General features: G+C 60.1%; 18 protein-coding genes. 15 read left to right on the top strand and 3 right to left on the bottom strand.

Going from position 1 to position 26,065, the window contains the following annotated elements; translation table 11 throughout:
* The first annotated feature begins 65 nt into the window (after positions 1 to 65).
* From Q5Z11_RS07350 to Q5Z11_RS07285, 14 genes are all read left to right on the top strand, one after another.
* Entirely contained in the window at positions 66 to 1,499 is a 1,434-nt protein-coding gene (locus Q5Z11_RS07350) for a GGDEF domain-containing protein (RefSeq protein WP_303749385.1), read from the top strand.
* Positions 1,500 to 1,595: 96 nt separating this feature from the next.
* Entirely contained in the window at positions 1,596 to 2,717 is a 1,122-nt protein-coding gene (locus Q5Z11_RS07345) for a metallophosphoesterase (protein WP_303749384.1), read from the top strand.
* A gap of 216 nt (positions 2,718 to 2,933) precedes the next feature.
* Complete coding sequence (locus Q5Z11_RS07340) at positions 2,934 to 4,361, top strand: DcaP family trimeric outer membrane transporter (protein WP_303749383.1); 1,428 nt, start codon at positions 2,934 to 2,936, stop codon at positions 4,359 to 4,361.
* A gap of 106 nt (positions 4,362 to 4,467) precedes the next feature.
* Positions 4,468 to 5,817 (top strand): arginine/agmatine antiporter, encoded by a 1,350-nt coding sequence (gene adiC, locus Q5Z11_RS07335; RefSeq protein WP_303749382.1) that lies wholly within the window; start codon positions 4,468 to 4,470, stop codon positions 5,815 to 5,817.
* 29 nt (positions 5,818 to 5,846) lie between these two features.
* Positions 5,847 to 8,135, top strand: coding sequence for an Orn/Lys/Arg family decarboxylase (locus tag Q5Z11_RS07330; RefSeq protein WP_303749381.1), 2,289 nt, complete (start codon positions 5,847 to 5,849; stop codon positions 8,133 to 8,135).
* Between the two features lie 329 nt (positions 8,136 to 8,464).
* Positions 8,465 to 9,370, top strand: coding sequence for a cation diffusion facilitator family transporter (locus Q5Z11_RS07325; RefSeq protein ID WP_303749380.1), 906 nt, complete (start codon positions 8,465 to 8,467; stop codon positions 9,368 to 9,370).
* Positions 9,367 to 10,701 (top strand): amino acid permease, encoded by a 1,335-nt coding sequence (locus Q5Z11_RS07320; protein WP_303749379.1) that lies wholly within the window; start codon positions 9,367 to 9,369, stop codon positions 10,699 to 10,701. Before Q5Z11_RS07325 ends, Q5Z11_RS07320 begins: the two co-directional genes overlap by 4 nt.
* 140 nt (positions 10,702 to 10,841) lie before the next feature.
* Positions 10,842 to 11,282 (top strand): hypothetical protein, encoded by a 441-nt coding sequence (locus Q5Z11_RS07315; protein ID WP_303749378.1) that lies wholly within the window; start codon positions 10,842 to 10,844, stop codon positions 11,280 to 11,282.
* Between the two features lie 334 nt (positions 11,283 to 11,616).
* On the top strand, positions 11,617 to 13,920 hold the full coding sequence (locus Q5Z11_RS07310) for a TonB-dependent receptor (RefSeq protein ID WP_303749377.1): 2,304 nt from the start codon (positions 11,617 to 11,619) through the stop codon (positions 13,918 to 13,920).
* Between the two features lie 617 nt (positions 13,921 to 14,537).
* Complete coding sequence (locus Q5Z11_RS07305) at positions 14,538 to 15,200, top strand: helix-hairpin-helix domain-containing protein (protein WP_303749376.1); 663 nt, start codon at positions 14,538 to 14,540, stop codon at positions 15,198 to 15,200.
* 526 nt (positions 15,201 to 15,726) lie between these two features.
* Entirely contained in the window at positions 15,727 to 16,107 is a 381-nt protein-coding gene (locus Q5Z11_RS07300) for a hypothetical protein (protein ID WP_303749375.1), read from the top strand.
* Complete coding sequence (locus Q5Z11_RS07295) at positions 16,104 to 18,146, top strand: YadA-like family protein (protein ID WP_303749374.1); 2,043 nt, start codon at positions 16,104 to 16,106, stop codon at positions 18,144 to 18,146. The genes Q5Z11_RS07300 and Q5Z11_RS07295 overlap by 4 nt, the downstream gene beginning before the upstream one ends.
* 7 nt (positions 18,147 to 18,153) lie before the next feature.
* A complete protein-coding gene (locus tag Q5Z11_RS07290; protein WP_303749373.1) occupies positions 18,154 to 18,900 on the top strand; it encodes a DUF5710 domain-containing protein in 747 nt (248 codons plus the stop codon).
* The gene (locus tag Q5Z11_RS07285) at positions 18,900 to 19,337 is read left to right on the top strand and encodes a GIY-YIG nuclease family protein (RefSeq protein WP_303749372.1); all 438 of its coding nucleotides are present in this window, start codon (positions 18,900 to 18,902) and stop codon (positions 19,335 to 19,337) included. The genes Q5Z11_RS07290 and Q5Z11_RS07285 overlap by 1 nt, the downstream gene beginning before the upstream one ends.
* Here the strand turns inward: Q5Z11_RS07285 and mobF are convergent, their stop codons facing one another.
* Positions 19,338 to 22,256, bottom strand: coding sequence for a MobF family relaxase (gene mobF, locus Q5Z11_RS07280; RefSeq protein WP_303749371.1), 2,919 nt, complete (start codon positions 22,254 to 22,256; stop codon positions 19,338 to 19,340).
* Between the two features lie 136 nt (positions 22,257 to 22,392).
* On the opposite strand from mobF, the gene Q5Z11_RS07275 reads away from it, so the two are divergent.
* Positions 22,393 to 23,514 (top strand): COG3904 family protein, encoded by a 1,122-nt coding sequence (locus Q5Z11_RS07275; RefSeq protein WP_303749370.1) that lies wholly within the window; start codon positions 22,393 to 22,395, stop codon positions 23,512 to 23,514.
* On the opposite strand, the gene Q5Z11_RS07270 is transcribed toward Q5Z11_RS07275, so the two are convergent.
* Both Q5Z11_RS07270 and Q5Z11_RS07265 read right to left on the bottom strand, forming a co-directional pair.
* Complete coding sequence (locus Q5Z11_RS07270; protein ID WP_303749369.1) at positions 23,515 to 25,386, bottom strand: type IV secretion system DNA-binding domain-containing protein; 1,872 nt, start codon at positions 25,384 to 25,386, stop codon at positions 23,515 to 23,517.
* A complete protein-coding gene (locus Q5Z11_RS07265) occupies positions 25,364 to 26,035 on the bottom strand; it encodes an ankyrin repeat domain-containing protein (protein ID WP_303749368.1) in 672 nt (223 codons plus the stop codon). Before Q5Z11_RS07265 ends, Q5Z11_RS07270 begins: the two co-directional genes overlap by 23 nt.
* Positions 26,036 to 26,065 lie beyond the last annotated feature (30 nt).

Raw genomic sequence — 26,065 nt, 5'->3', positions numbered from 1 at the left:
CTCAGAAATCTGTTGTTCCTGCCGATAATGATCGGCTGCCTCTTGGCACTTTACCGGTCGTACGCATGAACATCGCCCCCGCACCATCCACCGACAACGACAGCAACGCACTCGCCAGCGCCTGGAAACAAAGCCTCACCGCCGCTGGCGCCGATGCAAGCCATGTGCTGGCAAGCCTTGCCGATGCGCATGCCGCTGAACTGGCCGCGCATTTTTACAAGGTCATGATGAACGACGCGCGTGCCTCACGCTCGATGTCACATGATCAGGTACGGGTGCGCCTGCAACCGGCGATGCAGCGCTGGGTCAGGGACCTGCTGCGCGCCACCCCGGCCGACGTCGAACAGTTGATCGCCAACCAGCGCGTCATCGGCGACGTGCATGCGCGCGTGGGCATCCCGGTGGACCTGGTTACCCGTGGCACGCGCGTGCTGAAGCAACGCCTTTTCCAGCTGATCGGCGAGCAGGCCGGGCACGGCGAAACCGCACACGCGGCCATCGCCAGCCTCACCGCCTCGTTCGACATCGCGCTGGAGGGTATGACACTGGCCTATTCCAATGCACGGGAACGTTCCTCACGCACGGATGCCGCTTACCGCTTGTTCTCGCTGGTGCAGAACGTCAGCACCGAACGCGAGCGCCAGCGTGCACTGCTGCTGGATTGGGAAAACACCCTGCTGTACGCCCTGGCCGCGCAAGGCGACCTCGGCAGCTTCCAGACCCTGGCACGTTCGGAATTCGGGCTGTGGTTCAACCACAAGGGCATCCCGAGCTTCGGCGAAAGCACCGAGACCCGGCAGATCAGCGGCCTGGTCGACGAGGTCGACCAATTGCTGGAGCACACCTTGCAGCAGGACAGCACTCCCGCTGCCCGCTCTGCCCAGTTGCAGGACGTCCGCTCCAAGGTCAGCCAGATCCGTACCTTGCTGGGCATGTTGTTCGAGCGCATTGGCGAACTGGATGCCGGCTGCGATGCCTTGACCAACCTGCTGAACCGGCGCTTCCTGCCAACAGTGCTGCGCCGCGAGATCGAGCTGGCGGAGAAGTCTGGTGACAGCTTCGCCGTGCTGCTGCTGGATCTGGATCACTTCAAGGCGATCAATGACGAACACGGCCACGAAGCCGGCGACCGCGCCCTGCAACATGTGGCCGGCATCCTCACCCAGTTCACCCGCGGCAGCGATTACGTATTCCGCTACGGCGGCGAGGAGTTCGTGGTGGTGCTGGTGGCAGTGGAAGACCATCAGGCGATGGTGATCGCCGACGGCCTGTGTCGGCGCATCGTCGACAGCCCCGTCACCTTGGCCGATGGCCATCTGCTGCCGATCAGCGCCAGCATCGGCGTCGCGCTGTACGACGGCCATCCGGACTACGAGCGGGTGATGGCGCGTGCCGACGCGGCCATGTACCAGGCCAAGAAGCAGGGCCGCAACCGGGTGGTGCTCGGCAGCGATACCTTGCCAACTGCGCCGGGACGCAACGCATTGCGGCGCGACTGAGCAGGCCACGCAACCAACCGATAGCACATGCCGCTGCAGCAGCACCGGCATAGGCTGCAGGCGGGTGCGACAGGTCACCCGCCACGGAACCACGCCATGCCCTTCGTCCGCCCCCTGCTCATCGCACTGCTGTGCACCGCCCTGCCCGTCCTGCACGCCGGTGCCCGCGAGGTTGCACAGCCGGCCGAGCATGTGCAGGCCGATGGCCCCTATGTGTTCCGCGATGGCAAACGCCTGCAGGCGCAGTGGATCTGCGACGACCGTGTGATTTCGCGGAAACTCAAGGGAGCACGTGCAGTCGCGCGCGGACTTGCACCCGAATGCGGCTATCCGCATCCACTGCACATAGCGCCAATTGCTACTCCAGCCAACGCGGTGCTGCCCGGCGTGCCGCGCATCGTCGCCGTCTCCGATATCCATGGCCAGTACGATCTGCTGCGCCGCTTGCTGCGCGCCAACGGCGTTATCGACGGCGACGACAACTGGACACTGGGTCAGGACACACTGGTGATCGCCGGCGACGTCTTCGACCGTGGTCCGCAGGTCACCGAGGCCTTCTGGCTGCTCTACAGCCTGCAGCAGCAGGCCGCGCAAGCCGGCGGCGCGGTCCACTTCGTGCTTGGCAACCACGAAACCATGGTGCTCTACGACGACCTGCGCTACGTCAATCCCAAATACCTGCGCAGCGCGCAGCTGCTGGGCCGCAGCTACCCGCAGCTGTACGGCAGTGACTCGGTGATTGGCCAGTGGCTGCGCACCCGTCCGGTATTGCTACGCATCGGCGACACCTTGTTCCTGCACGGTGGCATCTCGCCGGAGGCGGTGCAGCTGGCACTTGATCCGGCCAGCACAAACGCCGCCTACCAGGCCTCGCTGGGCCGCCCCAAGGCCGAGGTGAAGGCCGACCCCGCCACCGCGCCGCTATACGACGGCAAGACCAGCCCGATCTGGTACCGCGGCTATTTCAACGGCCAGCTGGATACACCCGGCGTACAAGCCGTGCTCGATCAGCTTGGCCTCAAGCGCATCGTGGTCGGCCATACCTCGATGCCCCATGTCAGCAGCTTCCACGGCGACCGCATCATCGCCATCGACAGCAGCATCAAGAACGGCGAGAACGGCGAGCTGCTTTTCATCGAGGATGGGAAGCTCAGCCGTGGACTGCTGGATGGAAGCCGCGTATCACTGGAGATCGGCCAGATAGAGACCGATGACTAGGTAATTCAGCTGTCACGACCATCAGAGAACCTGCATTCATCACAGTAAGTTTCATCGTGAATTCACGTGATCCTAACCTGATTTCAACGATGGTAAATAGGCAGCGTCACGCGGACCGAGGGAGGCAGTCAGCGCGTCGCCACGTATGCGATTGCTGATATCGCGGCATGCCTGGTCGCTGCCGTGAGCGGTGTTTCCTTCTCCACGGAAAGGGCGATGAAACCACTGACTTTGGCCACGTTGCTGCCACTGGCGCTATTACCCTGCGCGGCCAACGCACAGGATTCCGTCGCCGCGCTGCGTGCGGAGATCGCCCAGGCCCAACAGCACCTGCAATCGCTCAACGCGCGGCTTGATGCACTGGAGCAGGGGCAAGGCAATACCTCGGCACCGACGCCATCACCTCCCCCAACGACATCAGCGTCGACGGCTGCAGCAGCCAGCCCGATGGTCACCGGCGCAAGCCAACACGCATCGGTACAAAGCATTCTTCCCGCGCGTGATTCGGTCGCCGATCCCTCCACCGCAGCCTCACGCCTGGACAACGCCCCTTCTCCGACCGATCCCGAGCTGAAGGGATTCATCGCCATCCCGGGCACCGACACCATGATCCGGCTGGGTGGCTACGCCAAACTCGACGCAATCGCAGACAGGCGCCCCGCCGGCGATACCGAGCAGTTCGTCACCTCCTCGATCCCGGTCGACGGCGCGCACCGCGATTCCTCGCATTTCGGCATGCATGCCAAGCAGACCCGCTTCAGTTTCGAAGCTCGGCGCCCAACCACGCATGGTGGGTTGCGCTTCTATCTTGAGAACGACTTCTTCGGCAGCAGCGACAGCTACGAATTCCGACTGCGCCATGCCTATGGCCAATTGGGCAACATCTATGCCGGTTACGGCTATTCCACTTTCATGGACGCCGACTCGCTGCCGGACACCCTGGACTTCGCCGGCCCCGGTGCTGCCGGCTACCTGCTGGTGGCCGGCATCCACCACAGTTTCAGCCTGGGCAAGGGCAACAGCCTGACCATCGCTGCTGAAAATCCGGATTCACAACTCGCCAATACCGGCGAGGACGACAGCACTACCGCTCAGCTGCCCGATGTCAGCCTGGTCGCGCGCATGGAGCGCGATTGGGGCCACCTGCAGCTGGGTGCGGTGATGCGCAAGCTCGGCTACGACGGTGATGGCCGCAGCGACAGCGACTTCGGCGGTGGCCTGCAGCTCAGCGGCTCCTACGCCGTGGCCGAACGCGACCTGCTGTTGTTCGGCCTGATCGGCGGCAAAGGAATCAGCCGCTACACCGCCGACCTGACCGGCTCCAATCTGGATGCAGCCATCGACGCCGATGGTCGCCTCAAAGCGCTGTCGCTGCGTGGCGGCTTCTTCGGCTATACCCATTATTGGTCCGAGTTGTGGCGCTCCAACCTGATCTACGGACAACTGCAGCTCGGCGACGCGGGCGCATTGGCCAGCGACGCCTTCCGGCGCAGCCGCTATGCCGCGTTGAACCTGCTGTGGAGCCCGGCACCGTCCTGGACCATGGGCATGGAGCTGCTGTATGGCCAGCAGCAACTACAGGACGGTCGTGATGCCGACACGCTGCGACTGCAGGGCAGCCTGCAGTACAACTTCATCAAGTAACCGGCAGCCGACGCCCGCACGCGCCAACGTGCGGCTCGCCACCCAACGCTTCATGTAATGCCCTTCCCATCGAATTACCCGGCACTGCCGGTGAAAGGAGATTGTCATGGCAGGTCAGAAGAAAATCGGGGTCGTCGGCGCGACCTTCCTGGTGGCAGGCAACATGATGGGCTCAGGTGTGTTCCTGCTGCCCTCCAGCCTGGCCAAGATCGGCACCGCCTCGATCTGGGGCTGGCTGATCACCACCGCCGGTGCACTGTTGCTGGCCTTCGTGTTTGCCAAGCTGGGCAAGCTGGCGCCCAAGGCGGGCGGCCCCTATGCGTACGCACGCGACTGGTTCGGCCCATACATGGGCTTCCAGACCAACACCATCTACTGGTTCGCCAACTGGATCGGCAATGTCGCCATCCCGATTGCGGCGGTCGGCTACTTCAGCTACTTCTTCCCGGTCCTGTCCGATCCGGTACCCCGCTGCGTCGCGGTATTGCTGCTGGTATGGGCGCTGAGCTTTGCCAATGTGATCGGACCTGCCTTCGTCACGCGCGTGCAGACGGTAACCACCAGCTTCGCCCTGGTGCCCATCCTCGGCATCGCCATCTTTGGCTGGTTCTACTTCGACCCGGCCATTTTCAAGGGTGCCTACAACGTTTCCGGCCAGTCCAACTTCGGCGCGGTATCCAGCGCCGCCGCGCTGACCCTGTGGGCCTTCATCGGCGTTGAGTCCGCATCGGTGACCGCAGGCGTCGTCGAGAATCCGGAGAAGAACGTCGCCCGCGCCACCTTGGCCGGCGTGTTCCTGGCTGCGGTTGCGTATATCGCCAGCTCCTCGGTGATCATGGGCATGGTGCCCAACGCCGACCTGCAGGTCTCGGATGCACCCTTCGCATTGGCCGCTGCAAACGCGGTGGGCGGCTGGGGCGGCGCGCTGGTCAGCCTGTGCGCCTTCGTCGGCGCTGCCGGTTCGCTGGGCGGCTGGATCCTGTTGACCGCACAGAGCGCCAAGGCGGCCTCGGACGACGGCCTGTTTCCCAGCATTTTCAGCAAGATCAACAAGGACGAGGTGCCGGTCAAGGGCGTTCTGATCGTCGCCGTGCTGATGACGCTGGCGGTGCTGATCACTTCCACCTCGGAGACCGCATCGGCGCAGTTCGACGTGATCACCTCAGCCGCGGTGGTGCTGACCCTGCTGCCCTACATCTACTCCTGCGTGGCCTGCTACTTCGTGGTGGAACGCTCGCACACGCTGGTACACACCGGTGCATTCTGGGTGCTGACCAGCATCACCGTCGTCTACTGCCTGTGGGCCATCTACGGCTCCTCCGGCAGCATCGTGCAGTACGCCTTCCTGTTCGTACTGTTTATCACCGTGTTCTATCCGTTCTTCAGCGAAGAGCGCCGCAAGCAGCGCTTGGCCAAATTCACTCCGAATGGCACCGCAAGTGCCAGCACGAACTGATCCCCCGCTCGGTAGACAGGAACCACATCATGTACTTCAAATCACTCGACTACCCGATCGTCATCATCGATGCCGACTACGAATCGCCGCGGATCGCCGGCATCCTCATCCGCGCCTTGGCCGAGGAACTGCGCAAGAGCGACCAGCGCGTGCTTTCCGGCCTGAACCTGGACGACGCCCGCGCCGGCGCGCGCACCTATGTGGCCGCCTCGGCGGTGCTGATCTCCATCGATGGCACCGAGGACGATGACGATCAGTTCCAACGCCTGCTCGCCTTCCTGCGCGAGCAGAGCCAGCGCCGCGCGGACCTGCCGGTGTTCCTCTACGGTGAACGGCGCACCATCGAGAAGGTCCCGAGCAAGCTGCTCAAGTTCGTGCACGGCTATATCTTCCTGTTCGAGGACACCAAGAGCTTCATTGCCCGCCAGGTAATGCGTGCCGCCGATGACTACATGGCAAAACTCTTGCCGCCGTTCTTCAAGGCGCTGATCCACCACTCGGCAGAATCCAATTACTCCTGGCATACACCCGGCCATGCGGGCGGCGTCGCTTTCACCAAATCACCGGTGGGGCGCGCACTGCACCAGTTCTATGGCGAGAACACGCTGCGCAGCGACCTTTCGATCTCGGTGCCGGAGCTGGGCTCCCTGCTCGATCACACCGGCCCGATACGCGACGCCGAAGCCGAGGCCGCGCGCAACTTCGGCGCGGATCACACCTTCTTCGTCACCAACGGCACCTCTACCGCCAACAAGATCGTCTGGCACGGCACGGTGGCGCGCGGTGATATCGTCTTCGTCGACCGCAACTGTCACAAGTCGCTGCTGCATTCGTTGATCATGACCGGAGGCATTCCGGTCTACTTCACGCCGAGCCGCAATGCCCACGGCATCATCGGCCCGATCAGCCTGGACCAGTTCTCCGGCGAGGCACTGCAGAAGATGATCCAGGCCAACCCCTTGGCCAGCAAGGTGGCCAAGCCCGGCGCCAAACCGCGCATTGCGGTGGTGACCAACTCCACCTATGACGGGCTCTGCTACAACGCCGAGAAAATCGCCGACAACCTCGGCACGGCCGTGGACTTCCTGCACTTCGATGAGGCCTGGTACGCCTATGCGGCGTTCCATCCTTTCTACGAAAACCACTACGGCATGGCCAAGGGCAAGCCGCGCGAGCAGGACGCGATCATCTTCACCACCCATTCCACGCACAAGCTGCTGGCGGCGTTCTCGCAGGCCTCGATGATCCATGTCCGCAATGCCGCTACCCGCGAGCTGGATGCGGAACGATTCAACGAATCGTTCATGATGCATACCTCCACCAGTCCGCATTACGGCATCATCGCCGCCTGCGATGTCGCCTCCAAGATGATGGAAGGTGAAGCCGGCAGGTCGTTGGTGCAGGAGATGCAGGATGAGGCCATCGCTTTCCGCCGCGCGATGTTGCACGTCAGCGAGGATCTCGGCCGCGACGACTGGTGGTTCAAGGTCTGGCAACCCGATGGCGTTGAGCGCACGCTGGCCAAAGGCGACAGCGCCAAGCCCTTGGTCGCCTCGCGTCCGGACTGGTACCTGCGTCCGGGTGCTCACTGGCACGGCTTCGACAACCTCGCCGATGACTATGTGCTGATCGATCCGATCAAGGTCACCCTGCTGACACCCGGTCTGTCGATGGACGGTGAGATGGGCAAGCTGGGCGTGCCTGCGGCAGTGCTGAGCAAGTTCCTGTGGTCGCGCGGCATCACCGTGGAGAAGACCAACCTGTACTCGGTGCTGTTCCTGTTCTCGATGGGCATCACCAAGGGCAAGTGGAGCACGCTGGTCACTGAGCTGTTGGCGTTCAAGGACCTGTATGACGCCAATGCGCCGTTGAGCAAGGCGCTACCCAGCCTGCTTGAGAACAGTGGCAGCGCATATGACGGTTGGGGCCTGCGCGACCTGTGCGCGGCACTGCATGAATTCAACCGTGAGTTCCGCGTGGCCGAGGTGATGCGGGAGATGTACGTGGACCTCCCAGAGCCGGTGATTACCCCTGCCGAGGCCTACAACCACCTGGTGCGCGGCGAGATCGAGCGCGTGGACATCGACCAGCTCAGCGGCCGCATTGCCGGCACCATGCTGGTGCCCTACCCGCCCGGTATCCCGACCATCATGCCGGGCGAGCGTTTCGGCGCCAGCGACGAGCCTATCATCCAGTCGCTGCGCATCGCCCGCGAACAGAACGCGCGCTTCCCGGGATTTGAATCGGATGTGCATGGGCTGATCATCGATAACAGTGGTGAGAAGCCGAGCTATCGGGTGGAGGTTTTGAAGATTTGAGCGCGCAGTAAGCGCAGTTGCCCGCGGTCCCTTCTCCCGCGCGCGGGGTTAAGAACAGGCGCTTACGAGCCAAAGGCTCGTGCCTGTTCGTACGCCCCGCGTGCTACGCGGGGCCGGGGCGCGGAGCGAGGTGCCCCGCAGGGGCGGATGAGGGGAGCCTTTGGCTTTTTTGCTTCCTGCAGTTTGGCCTTGGCTTTGGCTCCGCTCAGCTCAAAATCTGCCCCGCTTGCTTTCAAATCGCCCTCACCCCAACCCCTCTCCCGTGAACGGGAGAGGGGCTTTTAAAGCCTAGCTACCCCTACATCGCTACCGCACCTCCGACCAACCAAATGACCAGCACCCGCCAAGAACAACGCGTATTGCAGCTCTCCATCGCAGCCACCGTACTGGTCGCTGCGATCGGCTTCTTTGGCGGCATGCTCGCGCGCTCGCAGGCGATATTGTTCGATGGCATCTACAGCCTGGTGGATGTGGCACTGACACTTGTGGCATTGGCGGTGCTGCGCCTGATGGCCCGCGAGCAGAGCCCGCGCTTCCAGTACGGTTTCTGGCATCTGGAGCCCATGGTCGAAGCGCTCGGCGGCGCGATCCTCAGCCTGGCCTGTATCTACGCACTGGCCAATGCGGTGATCGGCTTCAGCGACGGCGGCCACGAAACACGGCTGGGCCCCGGCCTGCTCTGGGCTGGCTTGCTGGCAGTGGTGGATCTGGCGATGGCGGTGTGGATCGGCCGTCATGCGCGTCTGCTGCAATCCGGCCTGCTACGCCTGGACGCACGTGCATGGCTGCTTACCGGGTTGATGAGCCTTGCCGTGGTTCTGTCATTCGTCATCGCACTGGCACTGCGCGGTGGCACCCACGAACACTGGATTCCCTACCTCGACCCTTTGGTGCTCGCCTGTATCGCCTTGGCGACGCTACCGGTGCCGCTGCTTGGAGCATGGAAAGCGGCGCGCGAAGTCCTGCAGGTAGCACCAAGCGAACTGGATCAACTCGTGCAACAGGTGATGCAGGCGTTCGTCGCCAAGCACCAGTTCGAAGGCTTCACCAGCCACGTCGCCAAGATCGGGCGCATGCAGTTCGTCGAGATCCATATCCTGACCAGACCCGATACCCAGCTGGGCAGCATCGGCGATGTCGACCGTCTGCGCGATGAAATCGCATCGCAGCTGGACGCGCGCTCTGCACGCTTCTGGCTGACCATCGATTTCACCTCCGACCCGGCCTGGACATGAGTTCCCCCACCCCGAAGAAGATGGGCCTGACCATGGCGACCATGCTGGTCGCCGGCAACATGATCGGTACCGGTGTGTTCCTGCTGCCTGCCAACCTGGCCACGGTCGGCAGCATCTCGTCGTTGGGCTGGCTGATTGCCACCGCTGGCGCCATCGCGCTCGGCCTGGTGTTCGCCCGGCTATCGCAACTCGATCCGAAGCCAGGCGGACCCTATGCTTACGCGCGCGATGCTTTCGGCAACTACATCGGCTTTGTCAGCAACTACGCCTATTGGTTCGGCAACTGGATCGGCAATGTCGCCATCGCCCTGGTAGTAACCGGCTACCTGAGCCACCTGTGGCCATGGTTGCAGGACGTCTATCCGCGCCTGGGCTTCACCTTGGCGGTGATCTGGTTGCTGAGCCTGGCCAATGCACGCGGCGCCCGCTGGGTCGGCGCACTGGAGACCGGCACCTTGCTGCTGGCGCTGATCCCGATACTGGGTATCGCGATCTTCGGATGGTGGTGGTTCGACCCGGCAATGTTCAGCGCTGGCTGGAATGTCAGCGGCATGCAAGACAGCGCCGCCATCTCGCGCAGTGCCTCAATCGCACTGTGGGCATTCATGGGGGTGGAGAGCGCAGCGGTATCGGCCGATGTCATCGACAACCCAAGACGCAACATCCCGCTCGCCACGCTGCTCGGCCTGGCATTGGCGGCGTTGATCTACATCAGTTGCTCACTGGTGATCATGGGCATCGTCCCAATGACGCAACTACGCGACTCCTCGGCGCCGTTCGCTGATGTCGCGCAATTGATGATCGGCCCCTGGGGCGTGCTGATCATCGCGCTATGCGCGATCTTCAAATCGGCAGGCGCGCTGGGTGGCTGGATGCTGCTGGTGGGGCAATCAGCCAAGGCGGCAGCCGAGGATGGCCTGTTCCCCCGTGTGTTCTGCACGCTCAACAAGCATGGCATGCCCGGCAACGGTTTGATGATCGTCGCGGTGCTGATGAGCGCGCTGCTATTGGTCACCTCATCGCCCACCCTGGCCCGCCAGTTCGACCAACTGACCAACATCGCCGTGCTGCTGACCATCATTCCCTATCTGTTCTCCGCCGGTGCGCTGATCTGCGCCACCCTGGAGCGCGGTGAGAAAGGCTGGATACGTGCCGCCTGCCTGCTCACGGCTGCAGCAGCAATCGTTTACTGCCTGTATGCCCTGCTCGGCGCGGATGCCAGCCTACTGGCCTATGCGACTGTGGCGATCCTGTTCAGCGCAGCGCTGTATCCCTTCTTCCGCCAGCGGATGTTGGAGAGGGCACGAAACCCGTCGATGCGCAGCGAGTAGTCAACCAGGCTTGCTTGCGATGCCTGCTACGCGATGAAACTGATCATGCTGGACGCACTATTGCTCGCGCGTCCGCAGCGCATGCGTGGTGTCCCCTCAAACACCTTGAAATCCATACCCACGCAACACGAAACAACCCGTTGCAAGCCACGAAAGCAGCGCAGACTCCTGCTGCCAGCGCAACAAACCTTTTGCTGTCGGACTGTCGTCCGAGCAATCCCATTGCTCTCGTCGGCCATACAACCGATGAAAAACAAACAACTACAGAATGCCTGCGCAACTGTTCCCTAGAGCGAAAATGTTCCAATCCAGACATCTCGCGCCAACGTGTTGACATCGACGGCATCACTTTTACATCGTCGCTCCCGCAGATCATGACAGTCGTCGATCAACGTTCGCGGAGCCAAGCCGGCAATGGAATCAAGCGCGGTATTGCAAACCCGATTGCGCAGAACTTACAGCGGGTTGGCGTGGCCAATGCAGGCTGGCGCATGCGCCGGCAACGAACGCCCCCGGCAATGCAAACAGCCCCGCGCCTGCTGTTCCTGTCGCGTCAACACGACAAGTACACGGCAAGTTGAACTCCCAATCACGCTCGCACCCGTCCTTGTCAAATCGATGCTGGGCCGAAGAGCTTCGTCGACATTGCGTGGACTGACGCATCGATTATCCAGGACACCACCCGCAAGCACCCGCTTGTCGTAACGCAGATAGCTGGACCCTCGAATCGATCCTGAATTCCCTGGCGCCGCAAGGCGTCTGGCGAAGCGCGGGCGACGCCGCGTGTCAATGCGTCTCCCGTTTCGTCCAAACGAAGTTTCCGCACCAGTTCCATGACGTAGCACAGCACCAGGTAGACCGCCGCAAACACCGCCGGGGAAGCCGGCCCGCATCAACATCACCGGAGAGAAACGCATGAGGAAAACGTTGAACCAGTGCAATCGACACCCCGTAAGCCGCATCCGTTGCAATCGTCTGTCACTGGCCCTGGTCTCTTCACTTGTAGCCATCCAACCCGCGCTGGCACAGGACAACACGCCGACCGAACCTGCGACCAAGGACCTGGACACGGTGATGGTCAGGTCCACCCACCAGGTCAAGCCGCTGCAGCGCACGCCGATCTCGATCAGCGTCGTCACCGCAGAGCAGCTCGACCGCACCAACATGAGCAGTATTTCCGACCTGCAGTACGTAGCACCCGGCGTGTCCTTCTCGGCCACCGCGGGAACTGCCAACGGCGGTGGCTTCCAGGTCCGCGGTATCGGTACGCAAGCCTTCAGCGTGGCCTCCGAGCAGACTGTTGGCACCGTGGTCGATGACGTGGTGATCGGCATTCCCCGTGACCCCGGCGTGGCCGGTTTCAGCGACATCGAGCACATCGAGGTTCTGCGTGGGCCGCAGGGCACCTTGTTCGGAAAGAATGCTTCTGCCGGCGTGGTCAACATAAGCACCCGCAACCCGGAAATCGGCACCACCGGCGGCTCCGTGTCGTTGTCGCTGGGTGAGCGCAACGAACACGTCGCACGCGTGACCAGCAACCTGGGCATCTCCGATACCTCCGCACTGCGCCTTTCCGCGTACTACAAGGACCAGGATGGTGCCACCGCCAATGCCTTCCATGATTGGAACATCGGCGACCAGACCGGACGCGGCATTCGCGGGAAGTGGCTGTGGCAGCCAACCGAACAACTCGACATCCTGGTGGCAGCAGAGCGCCAGACCTTGTTCAACCGTGCGCTGTCGACCCTCTACACGCTGGGTACGGACGCGGACTTCAATGCCAGCCTCGCCGGATTCACGCACATCGGCGGCGACAGCTTCACCAGCCAGGCCGACGCCGATGGCTTTGCGTTCCAGGGAGTGACCGGATTTTCCACGAAGGCCGACCTGCGCCTTGCCAACGATGCCCAGTTGACCTCGATCACCGCTTATCGCAGCTCAACCGTCAATCAGGTGCACGATGTCGATCAGTCCCCAGCGGACTTCGTCAACAAGAACATCACCACGATCCGCGCGCACCAGATCAGCCAGGAATTCCGCCTGGCCGGGACCATGGATGACGAGCGTCTGGATTATGTACTTGGCGCCTACTACGCAAACGTCGACAGCACCTACGAGTACTATGCCTATGGCGGTTTCAACTTCAGTCTTGCGCCGCTGAACGAATACCGCTCGCTCACCGGACCCAAGCAGCATATCCACGCCGACACCAAGAGCCATGCGCTGTACGCCAATATTGGTTACAAACTAAGCGATCGCTGGTCGGCCAGCGGCGGGTTGCGCTATACCAGCGACAAGGTGTTCGCTGCCATGACACCTATCGAGATGCCGACTGCCGAAGGAAAGCCGGTTGTCTACCTGAACAAGATCCTCCCGTCGCAAGGAGAAATCAGCAAGCAGAACGTGTCAGGAAAGGTCGCCCTGCAGTTCCAGCAGAACGAAAACTTGATGTGGTACGCCAACGTCGCCACCGGCTACAAGGGCCCCACCATCGATCCGATCTGGGACCGTTCCAACCTGATCCAGCCTGAGAAATCCACCGCCTACGAGCTCGGCGCGAAGACTCAGTTCCTCGACCGCAGCCTGACCGTCAACGTCAGCCTGTACAAAGCCGATTACAAGGATTTCCAGGCCCAGGTCTATATCCCCGAGACCCTGGGCTGGGCGATGTCGAATGCTGGCCAGATGCGCACCAAGGGGGCGGAACTTGAGGTCAGCTGGCGCCCCACCGCGGATTTCTCGTTGATCGCCACCGGTGCGATCACCGATGCCGATTTCCAGGACTATTTCACTACCTGCCAGGACAATCGGGACGCACCTTGTCGTCTCATTGACGGCGTAATGCAGGCCGACCTGACCGGCTTCACCCCGCCGTATGTCTCCAAGTACAGCTATTCCCTGAGCGGCAACTACTATCACGCCCTTGGCAACGGCCTTGCGGTCAACGCCAATGCTGGCTGGAGCTATAGAAGCAGCTTCTACAATACGGCAGCCCAGTCCTCCACCAGGACACCCGGCTACGGCGTGGCCAATCTATCCGTCGGCATCGGTGCCGAGGATGGCCAATGGGAAGTGTCGCTATACGCACGCAACCTGCTGGACAAGCATTACCGCAGCTTTGTCGACGCCAGCCCCACCATCAACACCGGCGGCCTGTTTCAATACCTTTCGCCGGACAGCTTCCGCACGGCCGGTGTATCGCTGACCTGGAATTTCTAGCCCCAACGTCACCACGATGATCGTAGTGCAGGCGCCCTCCTCTCGTTGCCCGACGCAAGCGGTCAACGCGCCTTCACTACATCGTTGCAGGAAATCTTGTTCCGCCGGGCGAAGGGGCAACAGCACGAGCTTTGCCATCGTTGCATCGCCGCCCGACCAGCATCACGAACAAGCATTCAGGGAACCCACGCACCTCCCACCACAATCACCTGCTGGCGGTGGCTTCGCGCCGACGCGCGTCGCCGATGGTGCCCGCCAGAGCCTCGGCCTCGTCCATCCCCGACACTGCGCCTACAATAGCGGCCCTATGCCCCCGCCCGGCAAATTGAAGTGGACCCCGCGTGACCGAGAAGAAGCCCGAACACACCCCGTTGATGAAGCACCATCCGGATGTGGTCCGACTGCGCAGTTTATAGCCTTTCATTTCAGTGCTTTACGAGACACGGTCTGCTCTTGCTCCAAGTTGTGGATACATTTCTCGACCGACAGCGAGAGTTTGTTCCGGAGCTACATCTGAAGGCGTTTTGGGGCAGCATTGAGCGATGCAATTCCTTCGCAAATTATTCGGTCTAGATAGAGCTCCTGAGGCCGCCCCGCTACCGCCTCGGCGGCACGACATGCCCCAGATCGGCAGCGGCAACGAGGACATCATCAAGTCCTGGCGCTACTGCGCCACCCTCCAACGCAGGACTCCGCTGGCCATCCTGCGGGAGCATGGCCGAGAGGTCCCTGCCGGACCCGATGAGCCGCCTACCCTCTCCTCAATGATGTGGCACGGGATCTGGACCCCGGTCGTGGACTGGGGCGACCTAGATGAGATCTTCGCGGGCGGCTCCATGGCCTCGGATGTCGGCCCCGTTCCCACCGATGGCGGGGACTACCTGCCATTCCTCATTAGTCTGCGAACCATCACTGAGGGGCCGGGCACCGTTGCCAGCAAGGAAGCGGTGCTTCTGGATCTCGTGAAGCACATAGGCCCCGGTGGGACGCCCTACTCCAAATTCGCCAAGGCAAGGGAGCTTGTGGATGAGGTTCTGCCGCGAGCCATCCACGCCCTTCCCGTCCCAAAGCCCGTCCGAGAGGACATGATCCGGCAGGGCTGGAAGACGCTGGCCAAGGTCGAGCGGCTATCTGACCATGAGCTGCTGGCGTTGAAGGGCATTGGCCCAAAGAGTCTGGTTGCGATCAGGGAGTTCCTAGGGACAACTAAAATCGACAAAAGCGCTGAGCGCGCTTTGGATCCCCAGTTCGAACCGTTGAACGCGGAGCAATCGGCGTAGCCATCCCGATCCGCCCAACCTCAGGGGCAACGCCCCAATCTTTGTTGATACCTCTTGCGCAATCTGAAACCTCTGCAAGTATCAAATCTCAACGCGGCATCTGAATTGATTTGAAGGTTGTAGGGTTTCGCAGGTTCTCCTCCGTCCTGCCGCCCTCCCCACGGTGGGAACACCGTGGGTTTTTCGTGCCTGGGGCTTGCTTCTGGAAATTCTTCGACTAGACGTGGTTGGTCCCTTCCTGAAAGTTGGACATAAAACGCCGATGTGGTGAGTGCACCTTGGTCGGTTCCCATTTTCCATTTGGTGTTTTGAACCCCTCGCTTCGGTGAGGGGTTTTTTTGTTTCAGGGCCTTGCGCAAATTCGGTTCTGCCTTTGTATGGGTGTTCAGACATACCCATGGAGCACGGCTAGGAGCGCCATGGACCCCACACCGAAAAGGAGGACTACATGCTACTCAAACCAATCGCGTGCATTACAGCGCTACTTATTTCGACGGCCGCAATAGCCAGCGAGAAGCCAGCAAGCATGTCAAAGGCACACACCAACGCCCAAGACCTGGAACTGATCTATCGCCTCGCTGAAAGGCCAGTGGCAGTTGTAGTCGGCAACACCTGCAAGGTCCGTGGCGCAGTCTGGGGAAACGGCCCGAGGCCTGGCGTGAGGCAAGCCCTAGTGAATGTTCTGACCGGTGAAACCTACCGCACCAAGACGGGTGCCAGCGGCGTCTATTCCTTAGATATCCCATACCACGGTCAACCCATTGTTTTGCAAGAGCAGATCGATGAGCCGGTGCACGTAATAAAAGAGTTTGCAGCCAATGCACACGTCATCAACGGTGGCGCTGTCTGCGATCACCGCCTTCGCACGGCTATTGCACAAGCCCCGAACTCAAAGGAGACCAAATGAACATCATAAATAGATCGTCGCTTCTATTCCTTGCCATTGCCGGCCTATTGATTACGGGTCAGGCGAGTGCATCCATTATTCAGTTGGGAACAGATGCAATTGCCTATACGAATGGCGATATCGCTATCGGCGACGGGACGAGGGCTCAGGGTGGCATGGCGCAAGGCCAGAATGCTAACGCATTCGGTTCTGGCTGCTATGCCATGGCGTTGGGACGAAACGCAAATGCCAGTTGTTCCGGCAGTGCATTAGGAGGCAGCACGGCTATCGGTTTTGCGGCAACCTCTGGCTACGGTGCAATCGCGGTCGGTGATCAGGCGAACGCGCGAGTAAGCAGTGTCGCATTAGGAAATAGAACAATTGCGAACGACTCCGCAACAGCGGTAGGGACTGGCGCTGTCGCAGGAACGTTTGCTTCCACCGCAATCGGTGCTGGTGCCGAGGCTGGTGGAGCTGGTGGCTGGGTAGCGATCAATGGCCGCGCACTCGGACTGAACTCAATTGCTATTGGCGGCGTTGCCACCCATTCCAATTCCATAGCACTAGGAACCCGCTCCACCACCAATCGCGACAACCAGCTTTCTGTTGGTCGTCCTGGTGAGGAGCGTGTCATTTCGAATGTGGCCGCTGGCAGTCAGTCCAACGACGCTGTGATTTATCAGCAAGTTGTCCCTGCCATCACAGGCATCGTCTCTGGCTTGGGTGGGGGTGCTACCTACAACCCGGCAACTGGCGTCATGACGGCTTCCAGCTATGTTCTTTCGATGGGCACTTACAACAATGTGGGTGATGCCCTCGTGGCACTGGACAACAAACCACCAGGTAGCGGCAGCGAAAGCCCCTACTTCAAGGCCAACGGCGGTGCCGACACGACACCTGCGACAGCGACTTCCCAACAGTCAACCGCTGGCGGCGTCGGCTCAAACGCCGATGGCGAAGCTGCGACCACATACGGTTATCGCTCCTCAGCTACTCAGGAGGGAACCACTGTGGGTGCATTCACGACTGCAACTGCGCGTTGTGATGCGTTCGGTTATGCGGCCGAGTGCGACGAGAACGACACCACTTCTTTTGGCCGTGAAGGCGATGAAAGCCGCCTGGTTCGTGTCGCTGCTGGTCGCGATGCAACCGATGCTGTCAATGTTGGCCAAGTAGCTCCATATGCAGCTGCATTGGGCGGCGGTTCCAACTTCAACCACGGAGTTTTTACCCCGCCGAACTATGTTTTCTCGACTGGTGCAACGTTTAACAATGTTGGTGATGCATTGCTTTATCTGGAAGGTCTCGGCGGTGGCTCTGGACCGTCCGGGCCCCAGGGGCCAGCTGGCCAGACCGGAGCAGACGGCCGTAGCGCATACCAAGTTGCTGTGGATAATGGTTTTGTTGGCACGCAAGCCGAATGGCTGGAAAGTTTGCAAGGCGCCGACGGCCGCGACGGAGAAGACGGCAATGCTGGTAGCGGCTCGGATGTCGCAGCTGGCGACAACATCGAAGTCGAGACAAACGAAGACGGCACCCAGACTGTAAGCCTTGCCGATAACATTCAGCTATCGGACGAAGGCAGCCTGACTGTCGGCGGCACCACGGTAAACGCGAATGGCGTATCGATCGAGGGTGGCCCTTCGATGACCCGCGATGGCATTGATGCTGGTGGCCAGCGCATCACGAGTGTCGCTAACGGGCGCATCGAGCGCGGATCTACCGATGCCGTGAACGGTGGGCAGATCTACGACCTGCAAAACAACTGGAATGACCGCTGGACTGAGACGAACTCTCGTATCGATCAGCTGAGCGATGACGTCCAGGCCTTGGGTGCCCAGTCAGCAGCAATGTCCATGATGACAGGTGCTGGCACATACCTGCCCGTGGGTAAAGTCGCTGTTAGCGCTGGCGTTGGCTTCTACGGCAACAAAGCAGCATTCGCCGTGGGCCTGAAAGCCCGCGCAAGCGAGCGTAGCTCCTGGTCCATCGGCATCTCCATCTCTCCGGATGGCAAGCCAATGGGCGGCGTGGGCTACTCGTATACCTTCGGTCAGTAATTGCCCTGTGAATAGGATCTACTTCCAGGTGCCTTTCTCTGACAAGGATAAGGCCAAAGCGCTAGGAGCCAGGTGGGATACGTCTCACCGGCTCTGGTTCACGGAAGATCAAGTGGTGGCTAATGCTCTTTCCACCACTTGGAAAACCCTCTCAGACATCACGCCGATTACTGCCCTGCCTGGCGAGGACCGCCAATTCGGCGGCAACAACTTGTATGTGGATCTCATCCCGTCAAGTTGCTGGTTCGTCAATGTTCGCTATTGCATCGAACCACAAGACTGGCAGCGGTTAGGGGTTGGCATCCGCGAACGGGCAGGCCAGCAGTGTGAGATATGCCAGGCTAAGGAGGACAAAGATGTCGGCACCTTCCTAGAAGCGCATGAGCGCTGGGAGTTCATCGAGGCAACGGGTGAACAGATCCTCAGACGCATCATCTGCCTGTGCAGCCTTTGCCATAGGACCACGCATTACGGGTATGCCCAAGTGGTTGGTCAGGAAGCAGAAGCGCGTGAGCACTTCATGAGCGTCAATGGCTGCTCTATGGGTGAGCTCAACGATCATGTTCAAGAGGCATTTGAAATCTGGCGCCAGCGAAAAGATCAAGCTTGGACCCTGGATCTCCGCATCATCACCGACGCCGGCATTCGCTTGAAGTCAAAGCCTCGATCTGAGACCCAACGCGATGAGGTAGAGCGCGGCGGGTTGACCATTGCAACGGTCGACGTAGAGGACTTCATTAGCCGGATGCTGTAATGAGCACCCACGGATGGGGCCGAACCCAAAAATACCGCTCCCGCCCTCGGTATCTCTATGCCCTGCTCTTCGACAACGGCGCTTGCTACATCGGCCAAACCGTCAATCTGAAATCCAGACTGGACCAACATCAACTTCCTAGCGGTGGATGGATGGGTGCGCCGTTCAAGATGGTGCGACTTGGCCAAGCCATGGGAACGCAACTGCATGCTGAGGATCACGAATACGCATGGCGCTATAAGGCGCAGAACGCGGGGTGGATCGTCTACGCCAAGCCACCCTCCATCGTCATTGATGCCACCCGGCGGATGACCCTGAAGCGCCGCCTGTTAGCCCTGGGCATGCGGTGGCCGCGGAAGCATCGCCGCACCCTGGGGGGGTGGCGATGGGCTGCTGGCATCCTTGCCGTGGCAGCACTAATGATCCTGGCCCGGTGATCAGAGGCTCTGGCCGCGCCCGCGCCGTTGAACCTGCGAGCTGGTCTGCGTGTTCTCTTGGCCTTGGCCACGCCTGGCGGCTACCTTCTCAGCGAACTGGCCAACCACGTCTTCCAGGGTCTTTCGGCTCTGGATCTCGCTAGCCACTTGCTCCTGGCGCTTGGCAGGCTCAGCGGTTGGTAGGGAGTGGTTTTCCAACATGCGGGCAGTTTCGGCTTCCAGCACGGAGATCGGCTTGTCCCGCAATCCAGCCTGGACAGCATTGCCTTTCAGGCGATCCAGCCCCAACCGCTCGCTCAGGTTCTCGATGTCATCACCTGTGCCATAGAGCTTGTAGTGGCCACCGGTTAGGCGGGTAAAGGCCACGAGGGTGGATTGGTTGTCCGCCATGCCGGTGTTGAGGATGTGGTAGATCTCCTGCTTGCCTTGCCCTTGCGCTGAGTGCACGGTGTTGGCGTAGCGATGCGCCAGGGCGTTGTATTCGTGGGTGTTGAACGTGAAGGTCCGGCCATCGTCCTCCTTGATGTCGGACTCGATGCGCACGGTGATGTCGAAGCCCCCACCCTTCTCCCAAGCCTGCTTGATCTTCTCGACCTTGGCGCGGGAGCCATTGATCACGCCCAGGTTGTCATCCCGGGTCGTGAACTTGATCAGGTCGCCCTCAGCCAGGCTCATCTGTTTCCAATGCTTGCCATCGCGCGCCTTGAACTCGACGTCCCGCTGACCCAGCTCCCCAGTAGCCTTCATTGCTGCTCGCACAAGGTCATTGGCTTCGGCCACCTCAGCTCGAGAGTGGGCCACAAGCAGGCGTTCGCTGATATCGACTTGGCTTGCTAGGTAGTCAGCGATTGCACCTCGCACGACTTGCTTTTGCGTGCCGTATTCCTCCACATGATCGTTGGCTAGCAGATTGGCCAAGATCTTCTGCCCCTTCGCGACTGTTTCAGCACGGGACTTCACATCCGTCCGATTGATTACATTCCCGAATTCGTCCTGGTCGTAGAAATCCTTCGCGGTCTCGCGATCTTGCGCCTTCTTCTGACGACGGATCTCGGTCAGCATGGCGTCTCCTGCAACTTCCTTAGCCAAGCTCATTCCGGCGCCTGCACCTACGGGTTGTAACTGGTGGGTATCGCCCTGCATGATGAGTTTGGCGCCAGCCTCATGGCAGGCCACCATCAACAAGCGAGTGTCCTTGGTGTCCACCATGCCAGCTTCATCCAAAACCACGACGTCTTTGTCAGAGAGCGTCATCTCGCCCTTCCTCAGCATCGAAAGAGTCTTGGCAACGGATGCGCTGTCCATGCCACTTTCAGCTTGGAGCTTCTGAGCGGCATTGTTGGATACGGCAACGCCGATCATCCGCTTGCCTTCCGCAATGAAGGCCTGGCTGTAGAGATCGGAAACGGTTGTCTTGCCGGTGCCGGCGAGGCCAGACAGAACGGCAACACCGCCCGTGCCCATCGTGATGTGCTCAACGGCGTGCCGCTGCTCATCTGAGATCTTGAAGCCCTTCTTGGCTTCGAAATCATTGATGGCTTGCTCCACCGTCTCAGGAGCCACGTTGACATGCTGCTCCTCCATGCGGGCCTGGGTTCGGTGCTGGATCTCGTGCTCCCAATCGACCATCCAGGGGGCGGCATAGCGGTCCTCAGTATTGATCCGGGCCAACCGCTCGCCCTTGTCGTCGTCATGGATCTGTTGAGCGTTGACGCGGACCAGGTTTGTTCGTTCCTTGAACTCCTCAATCTTCTGGAATAACTCCTCCTGACCAATACGCCCGGAATACTCCATCCCGATGCGCTCGACCAATTGGTGTTCGGTGAACATGGCTTCGGACTCGTGCAATCGCTCCAAGATCTGCTCATCACTGACTACTTGCGCATTGACATCGGAAAACTGCTTCAACTCCGCAATCGTTTTGACCAGTCCCGGCTCATTGGCTTCCATGGCTGCCATCGTCTGGCGCCACATGGCCTGCATCTCAGGGAATGAAGGTTCATCCTTATACCTGCGCGTGGCCAAGCATGCGGCCTGCATGTCGATATCGTGCTCTTCGGCATAGGTGATAATTTCCTGGCGTCGGCTTGAAAACGTCTCGCACACCTCATCCGACATACCCGCAATTGTCCACCAAATGCGTCCTGTCTCTTGGCTATCGATATCCTTCTCTACCTGCTGCTCGATGCCAAAGCCAAGCTTGCGCATCTCCATCGCAAGTTCATTGCGATAGATTTGATCAGCCGCCATGCGATGCCGGTAGAGCTCGCGCGCATCAAAGGTTGACCAGTTGCCATCACTCCCTTCCGAAACTCCATAGACCAGGGTGTGAGTGTGCAAGTTGGGTTCCAGGTTCCTGTTAGCCAGATGGTCATGCTGCGAATAGATCAAGCCCTTCACGTCGATGATGGTCTTCCCTGCCTGACCTCGACGGGTTTCCACTTTGCTTTCTAGGTAGTCCATGCCAACTTGGGCTGCCTTGCGATGCGCATCCAAGATGGCGTCCCTATCCTCTCCCTCAGCCATGGCGAATGCCACACTGACGGCCTTAGGCGCGGAGAAGGTCAGGTCAAACCCCACACGGTGGCCATCTTTGGTGATGATGATCTGATTACCCTCATCATCGAGCACGGGCTCACCCTTACGATTGGTCTTGATAACCTCGGTGGGCTTTGCACCAGCGTTCTGGCATAAGGCACGGCCATCCGGAGCGAAGCCAGCAGCCAGGGCTAGCATGTCTTCTTTCACGACGGCTTTGCCAAGCAGCCCAAGAGAGATGGCCCCCCTGCCCCCATATCTCATCGTCTCTTGTTTCTGGTCTGACTTGTCCAGGTAGTATTCGGTTTCCAGCAGGTAGTCCACCACGCTTTCACCGTTCCCGTTTACGCCACGGGCATTGAGGCGTTGAATGCTGATCATATTTTTTCCTTGCTAGCCGCTGTCGAAGCGGCGGGTGCGACCCCTTCATTCAAAGGCCAGACCTGGTTTGCGCAAGGGTTAGCCCCGAAATTCCCAGCCAACCGTTATCATTGGCTTGGGGAATTCAGGGGTTGTTATGAGCTATTTCAAGTGGGCAGTCGCAGGCGTGCTGCTCTGGGGTCTATTGGGCTGCGAGAGACAGGAAGTCGTTAGCCCGCCAGTGGAGAAGCCCGCTGCGGTGCCGGCTGCGGTCGACGTCCCAGAGGTGCCACCTATTGTCCCAGAAGCCCCTGCATCAGAAGGGCCAAAGGTTCCGGACAGCAGCGCCGCAGAAGGTCTCCTGCGTGCACGCTTGCCCAAGCTTAAAGCCCTCTCAGAAGAGAACCGGAAAGTAGCCCTGACAGTTGACGATGAGACATGGATCGGAACTATCTACAACGAAATTGATTCCAGGGAGCACGCGTGCTTCATCCTGGGTGGACTGCTCGATAAAGTGAAAGAAGCTGAACCAGCTAGGATTCAGTTCAAGCCGGACCATGCATTGCTGACAACAGAGAACGCTAACGATTTGCGCATCATGAGCAATTCAATTGACAACTTTGTTGCCCATGCGGAAGCCATTCTTGAAAGGTCAAGAGATGAACGAATTCTGCAATGGAACCTTGATTGTGTTGGCCAGCTAGGGATATCAAAAGGTGCTTTCATTGCGCAAGATGGACAGTCAACTTTCTACATCGTCAAGAACGAAGGGCATGTCCTTCAAGTGCTAGGCGACATCGAACCGGGCTATGCGAAGCAAGTAATTGATGCGATCAATGCAAATCCAAGCGTCAAAGTCGTTGCTCTGGGTAGTGGCGGCGGTCTTGTCTACGAAGCCATGAAGGCGGGAGCATTCATTAGATCCAGGGGCTTAGAAACGGTTCTTTGGAATGGCTGCTATTCAGCTTGTCCACTTGTATTTATGGCTGGCGTGCGTCGAGAAAACTGGTCGCCATATCCAGTCTTGGGTTTTCACCAGGTCTATACCGATAACGGTGTGGCAGCGCCCTTGGACAGCCAGGTCTACAAGGATATCTACCAATATCTTGTTGTAATGGATGTCGAACCCAGATATGTCATCCAGAAGATGTGGAGTGCTCCTCCGAACGACATGGCAATTGTTGAACCCGGGGATGAGTCGCCTTGCAATGCGAGCGTCTTCACATGGGTCCAACGCGGCTGCACCAGCCCAAAGTGGACGCCCCGCCCGGAAGAATGATCAGCTCAACATCCGTTGGATCTCTTCCTCAGTCAGGCCCCTCTTCAACACCTGAGCCGTGGCCATCTGTTCTTCCACCGTGGCCTTTCGCTCTGGTGCAGCAGGCGGCATATAGCCAGCACTGATGCCAGCAGGCCGAGTTGTCCATGTAGCCGTTACCTGCCCCTCCCTGACCTTTGGAAGCTGCTGGCCAGGGAAGTCCAGTAGCAGCGGATCTTTGAAAGAGCTCGAAACGACAATGGCACGGATGCCCCAGCCATTGGGCCCGAACTGCTTGCCCTTGGCGAATCCTAGGCGGTTGGTGAGGTCATCGGCATGCAACACGTCCTTGCCCTCCTCCCGAGCTACTGGCTTTTCACCATGCGGGATGACAGAAACCTTTTTCTTGCCAAGCAAGGCTGCCAGCTCCCGCCGTGTCTCGCCCATTTGCACCTGAAAGATTATGTGAGTGCCCACCATCGAACTCATAGCCTTGGCTTCGTTGTCGCCGTAGACTTGTCTAAGCTGTGCGAGGTCTTGCACCAGCCCGATGAACACCACACCCTTTGAGCGGCCCTTGTCGATGAGTGGGCCAATCTGGATCTTTCCTAGGCTTGGTAGCTCGTCCAGAATGAACCCGATAAAGCGGCCCTCTTCGTTGTCGGGAAGTGAGGGGGAAATGATCGTCCCCACTGCGATGTTGACCATGGCAGAGATGTAGGCGCGGGTGAGTTGTGGATCCGATCCCGATTGCACAATGACTTGCTTGCGTCCTTGATAGTCATCCTTTACCCAGTCCGTGATAGAGAACCTACGCTTGCCGATCCGCGGCCAAGCCAGCGCAAGATCATCAATGACACGGGTGTAGCTCGATAGCGTGGCCAAGAGGCTGGCCGTGGTCTGACCCTCGGTGTTCTCAACCAAAGGGGCAGCCTTCGGATAGTGCTTCTTCATCTCTTCCAGCATGCCCGGAGCGCCTTGTGCGCAACCTCGCGCCAGATCAGCCCAGGTCCACTCCGTGCCCTTCTCGTTCTGCAATCCTCTGACCACGCCCGCAGTGAGCTGTTGCGCGCCCGTGGTCCAGAACTTCCCTCCTGAGCCGCTGCTGTCCTCGGGGATGATCGAGGCTGCGAACGCTGCCGCCTGCGATGGCGTGCGCACGTCCTTAGCGATATCCCAGACATAGGAACGAGCATCGAATGGGCACAGGATGATCGGCTTCTTGAAGTAGCTGGTGAAGTCGCCTTTGACGTCGAAAAGAAAGAGTTTCAGGTTTCGCTCCAAGATCTGCTGCACGACGCCAAGCAGCCATTGGGTCTTACCTGAGCCAACCGAACCGTAGCCAAAGACGTGGCGCGCCCAGAGCTTCTTGCTCATGACCCATGCTGGGTGGATCGCCAGGTTGCCGGTATTGGTAGCGGCCAACTTGGGGCTCATGGAGCGGCGGCGCGCTTCGGCCAAGGCTTCCTTACCATCCAGGAGCCGCGGCCCAGCCAGGTGCCGCAGGTTGGACCTGGGACGCAAGAGAATGGCCGTAAGCCTGCCAGCGATGCCAGAGGCGATCAGGAGAGGAGCCAAGGCCCTTGCGATCCCTGCCAGTTGATAGGGCCGCACCTCGGCCCAGAAGATCCGTGCAGGCTCATCCAGGGCATATCCGCCCATGAGGAAGTGCAAAGCGGTCAGGAGGCCATGGTTGGCCAGATAGGACCAGTAGCCTTCTAGGTCGGCCGGTGCAAAGGGCGGGTTGTAGAACAGCCATGCGAGGCCATAGTAGAGCGCCAGGAAGACCAATGGGCCCAGCAACAGGGCTTCATGCCAATAGCGCACCTTGACTGACGGCGGGACGGTTGCCGGGACGCTTCCGAACGCGTCATAGACTTGGGGCTTGCTCACGGGTGTGGCGCTCCAAGACGGTGTTGGCATGCAGCTGCAAAGGGGTGCGCCCCAGCTGGTCTAATGCTCTGACATCAGCGCCATGCGCCATCAATGCCAGGCAGGTTTCAGCGTGAGAGCCACGCGCTGCCATGTGAAGTGCTGTCTGGCCCAGGTTGCCGATCTCATCGACACGGGCACCAGCGTCGATTAGCGGAGCAATGAGATGGGTGAAGCCCTTGGCCGCGGCAAAGTGCAGAGCACAGTTAGAAAGCAGGTCTGGGGCATTGGGCGCACCGCCCAGTTCCAGGGCCGCATTGACGGCTTCCAGATTTCCCGTATTGGCGGCTCTCCTGAGCAAGTCATGCTTCAAGCAACCGGCTTTGACGCTGTCGATGCTCAGATAGAATTTCTCGAAGGTGTGGCAATCCTCGGTGAGGTCTGACCAGAACTCTGCCCGATCCTGCTCATCAAGCTGCTCCATGACATAGTCGATCAGGATGCCATCGCCCTCCCCGTGGTGTAGCGCTGGGTCTAGGAAATCGCGTTCAAGCTTCGCAGCCGATATCGGCATGCAAGTAGAGAACTCGCTCGTCTCACCCTCGTAGTCCAGTTCAATGAGTAGCCAGGGAAGACCGCGGGGAGAACCAACACGCCAGGTCAGCCCCATGCCATCCTCCCCGCCTATCGGCTCCTTGCA

This window comes from Stenotrophomonas sp. 610A2, from assembly GCF_030549615.1.
In the GTDB taxonomy this organism is placed as follows: Bacteria; Pseudomonadota; Gammaproteobacteria; order Xanthomonadales; family Xanthomonadaceae; genus Stenotrophomonas; species Stenotrophomonas pigmentata.
The sequence above is the reverse complement of the archived record's forward strand: the minus strand, read 5'-3'. Positions and strand labels throughout refer to the sequence as shown.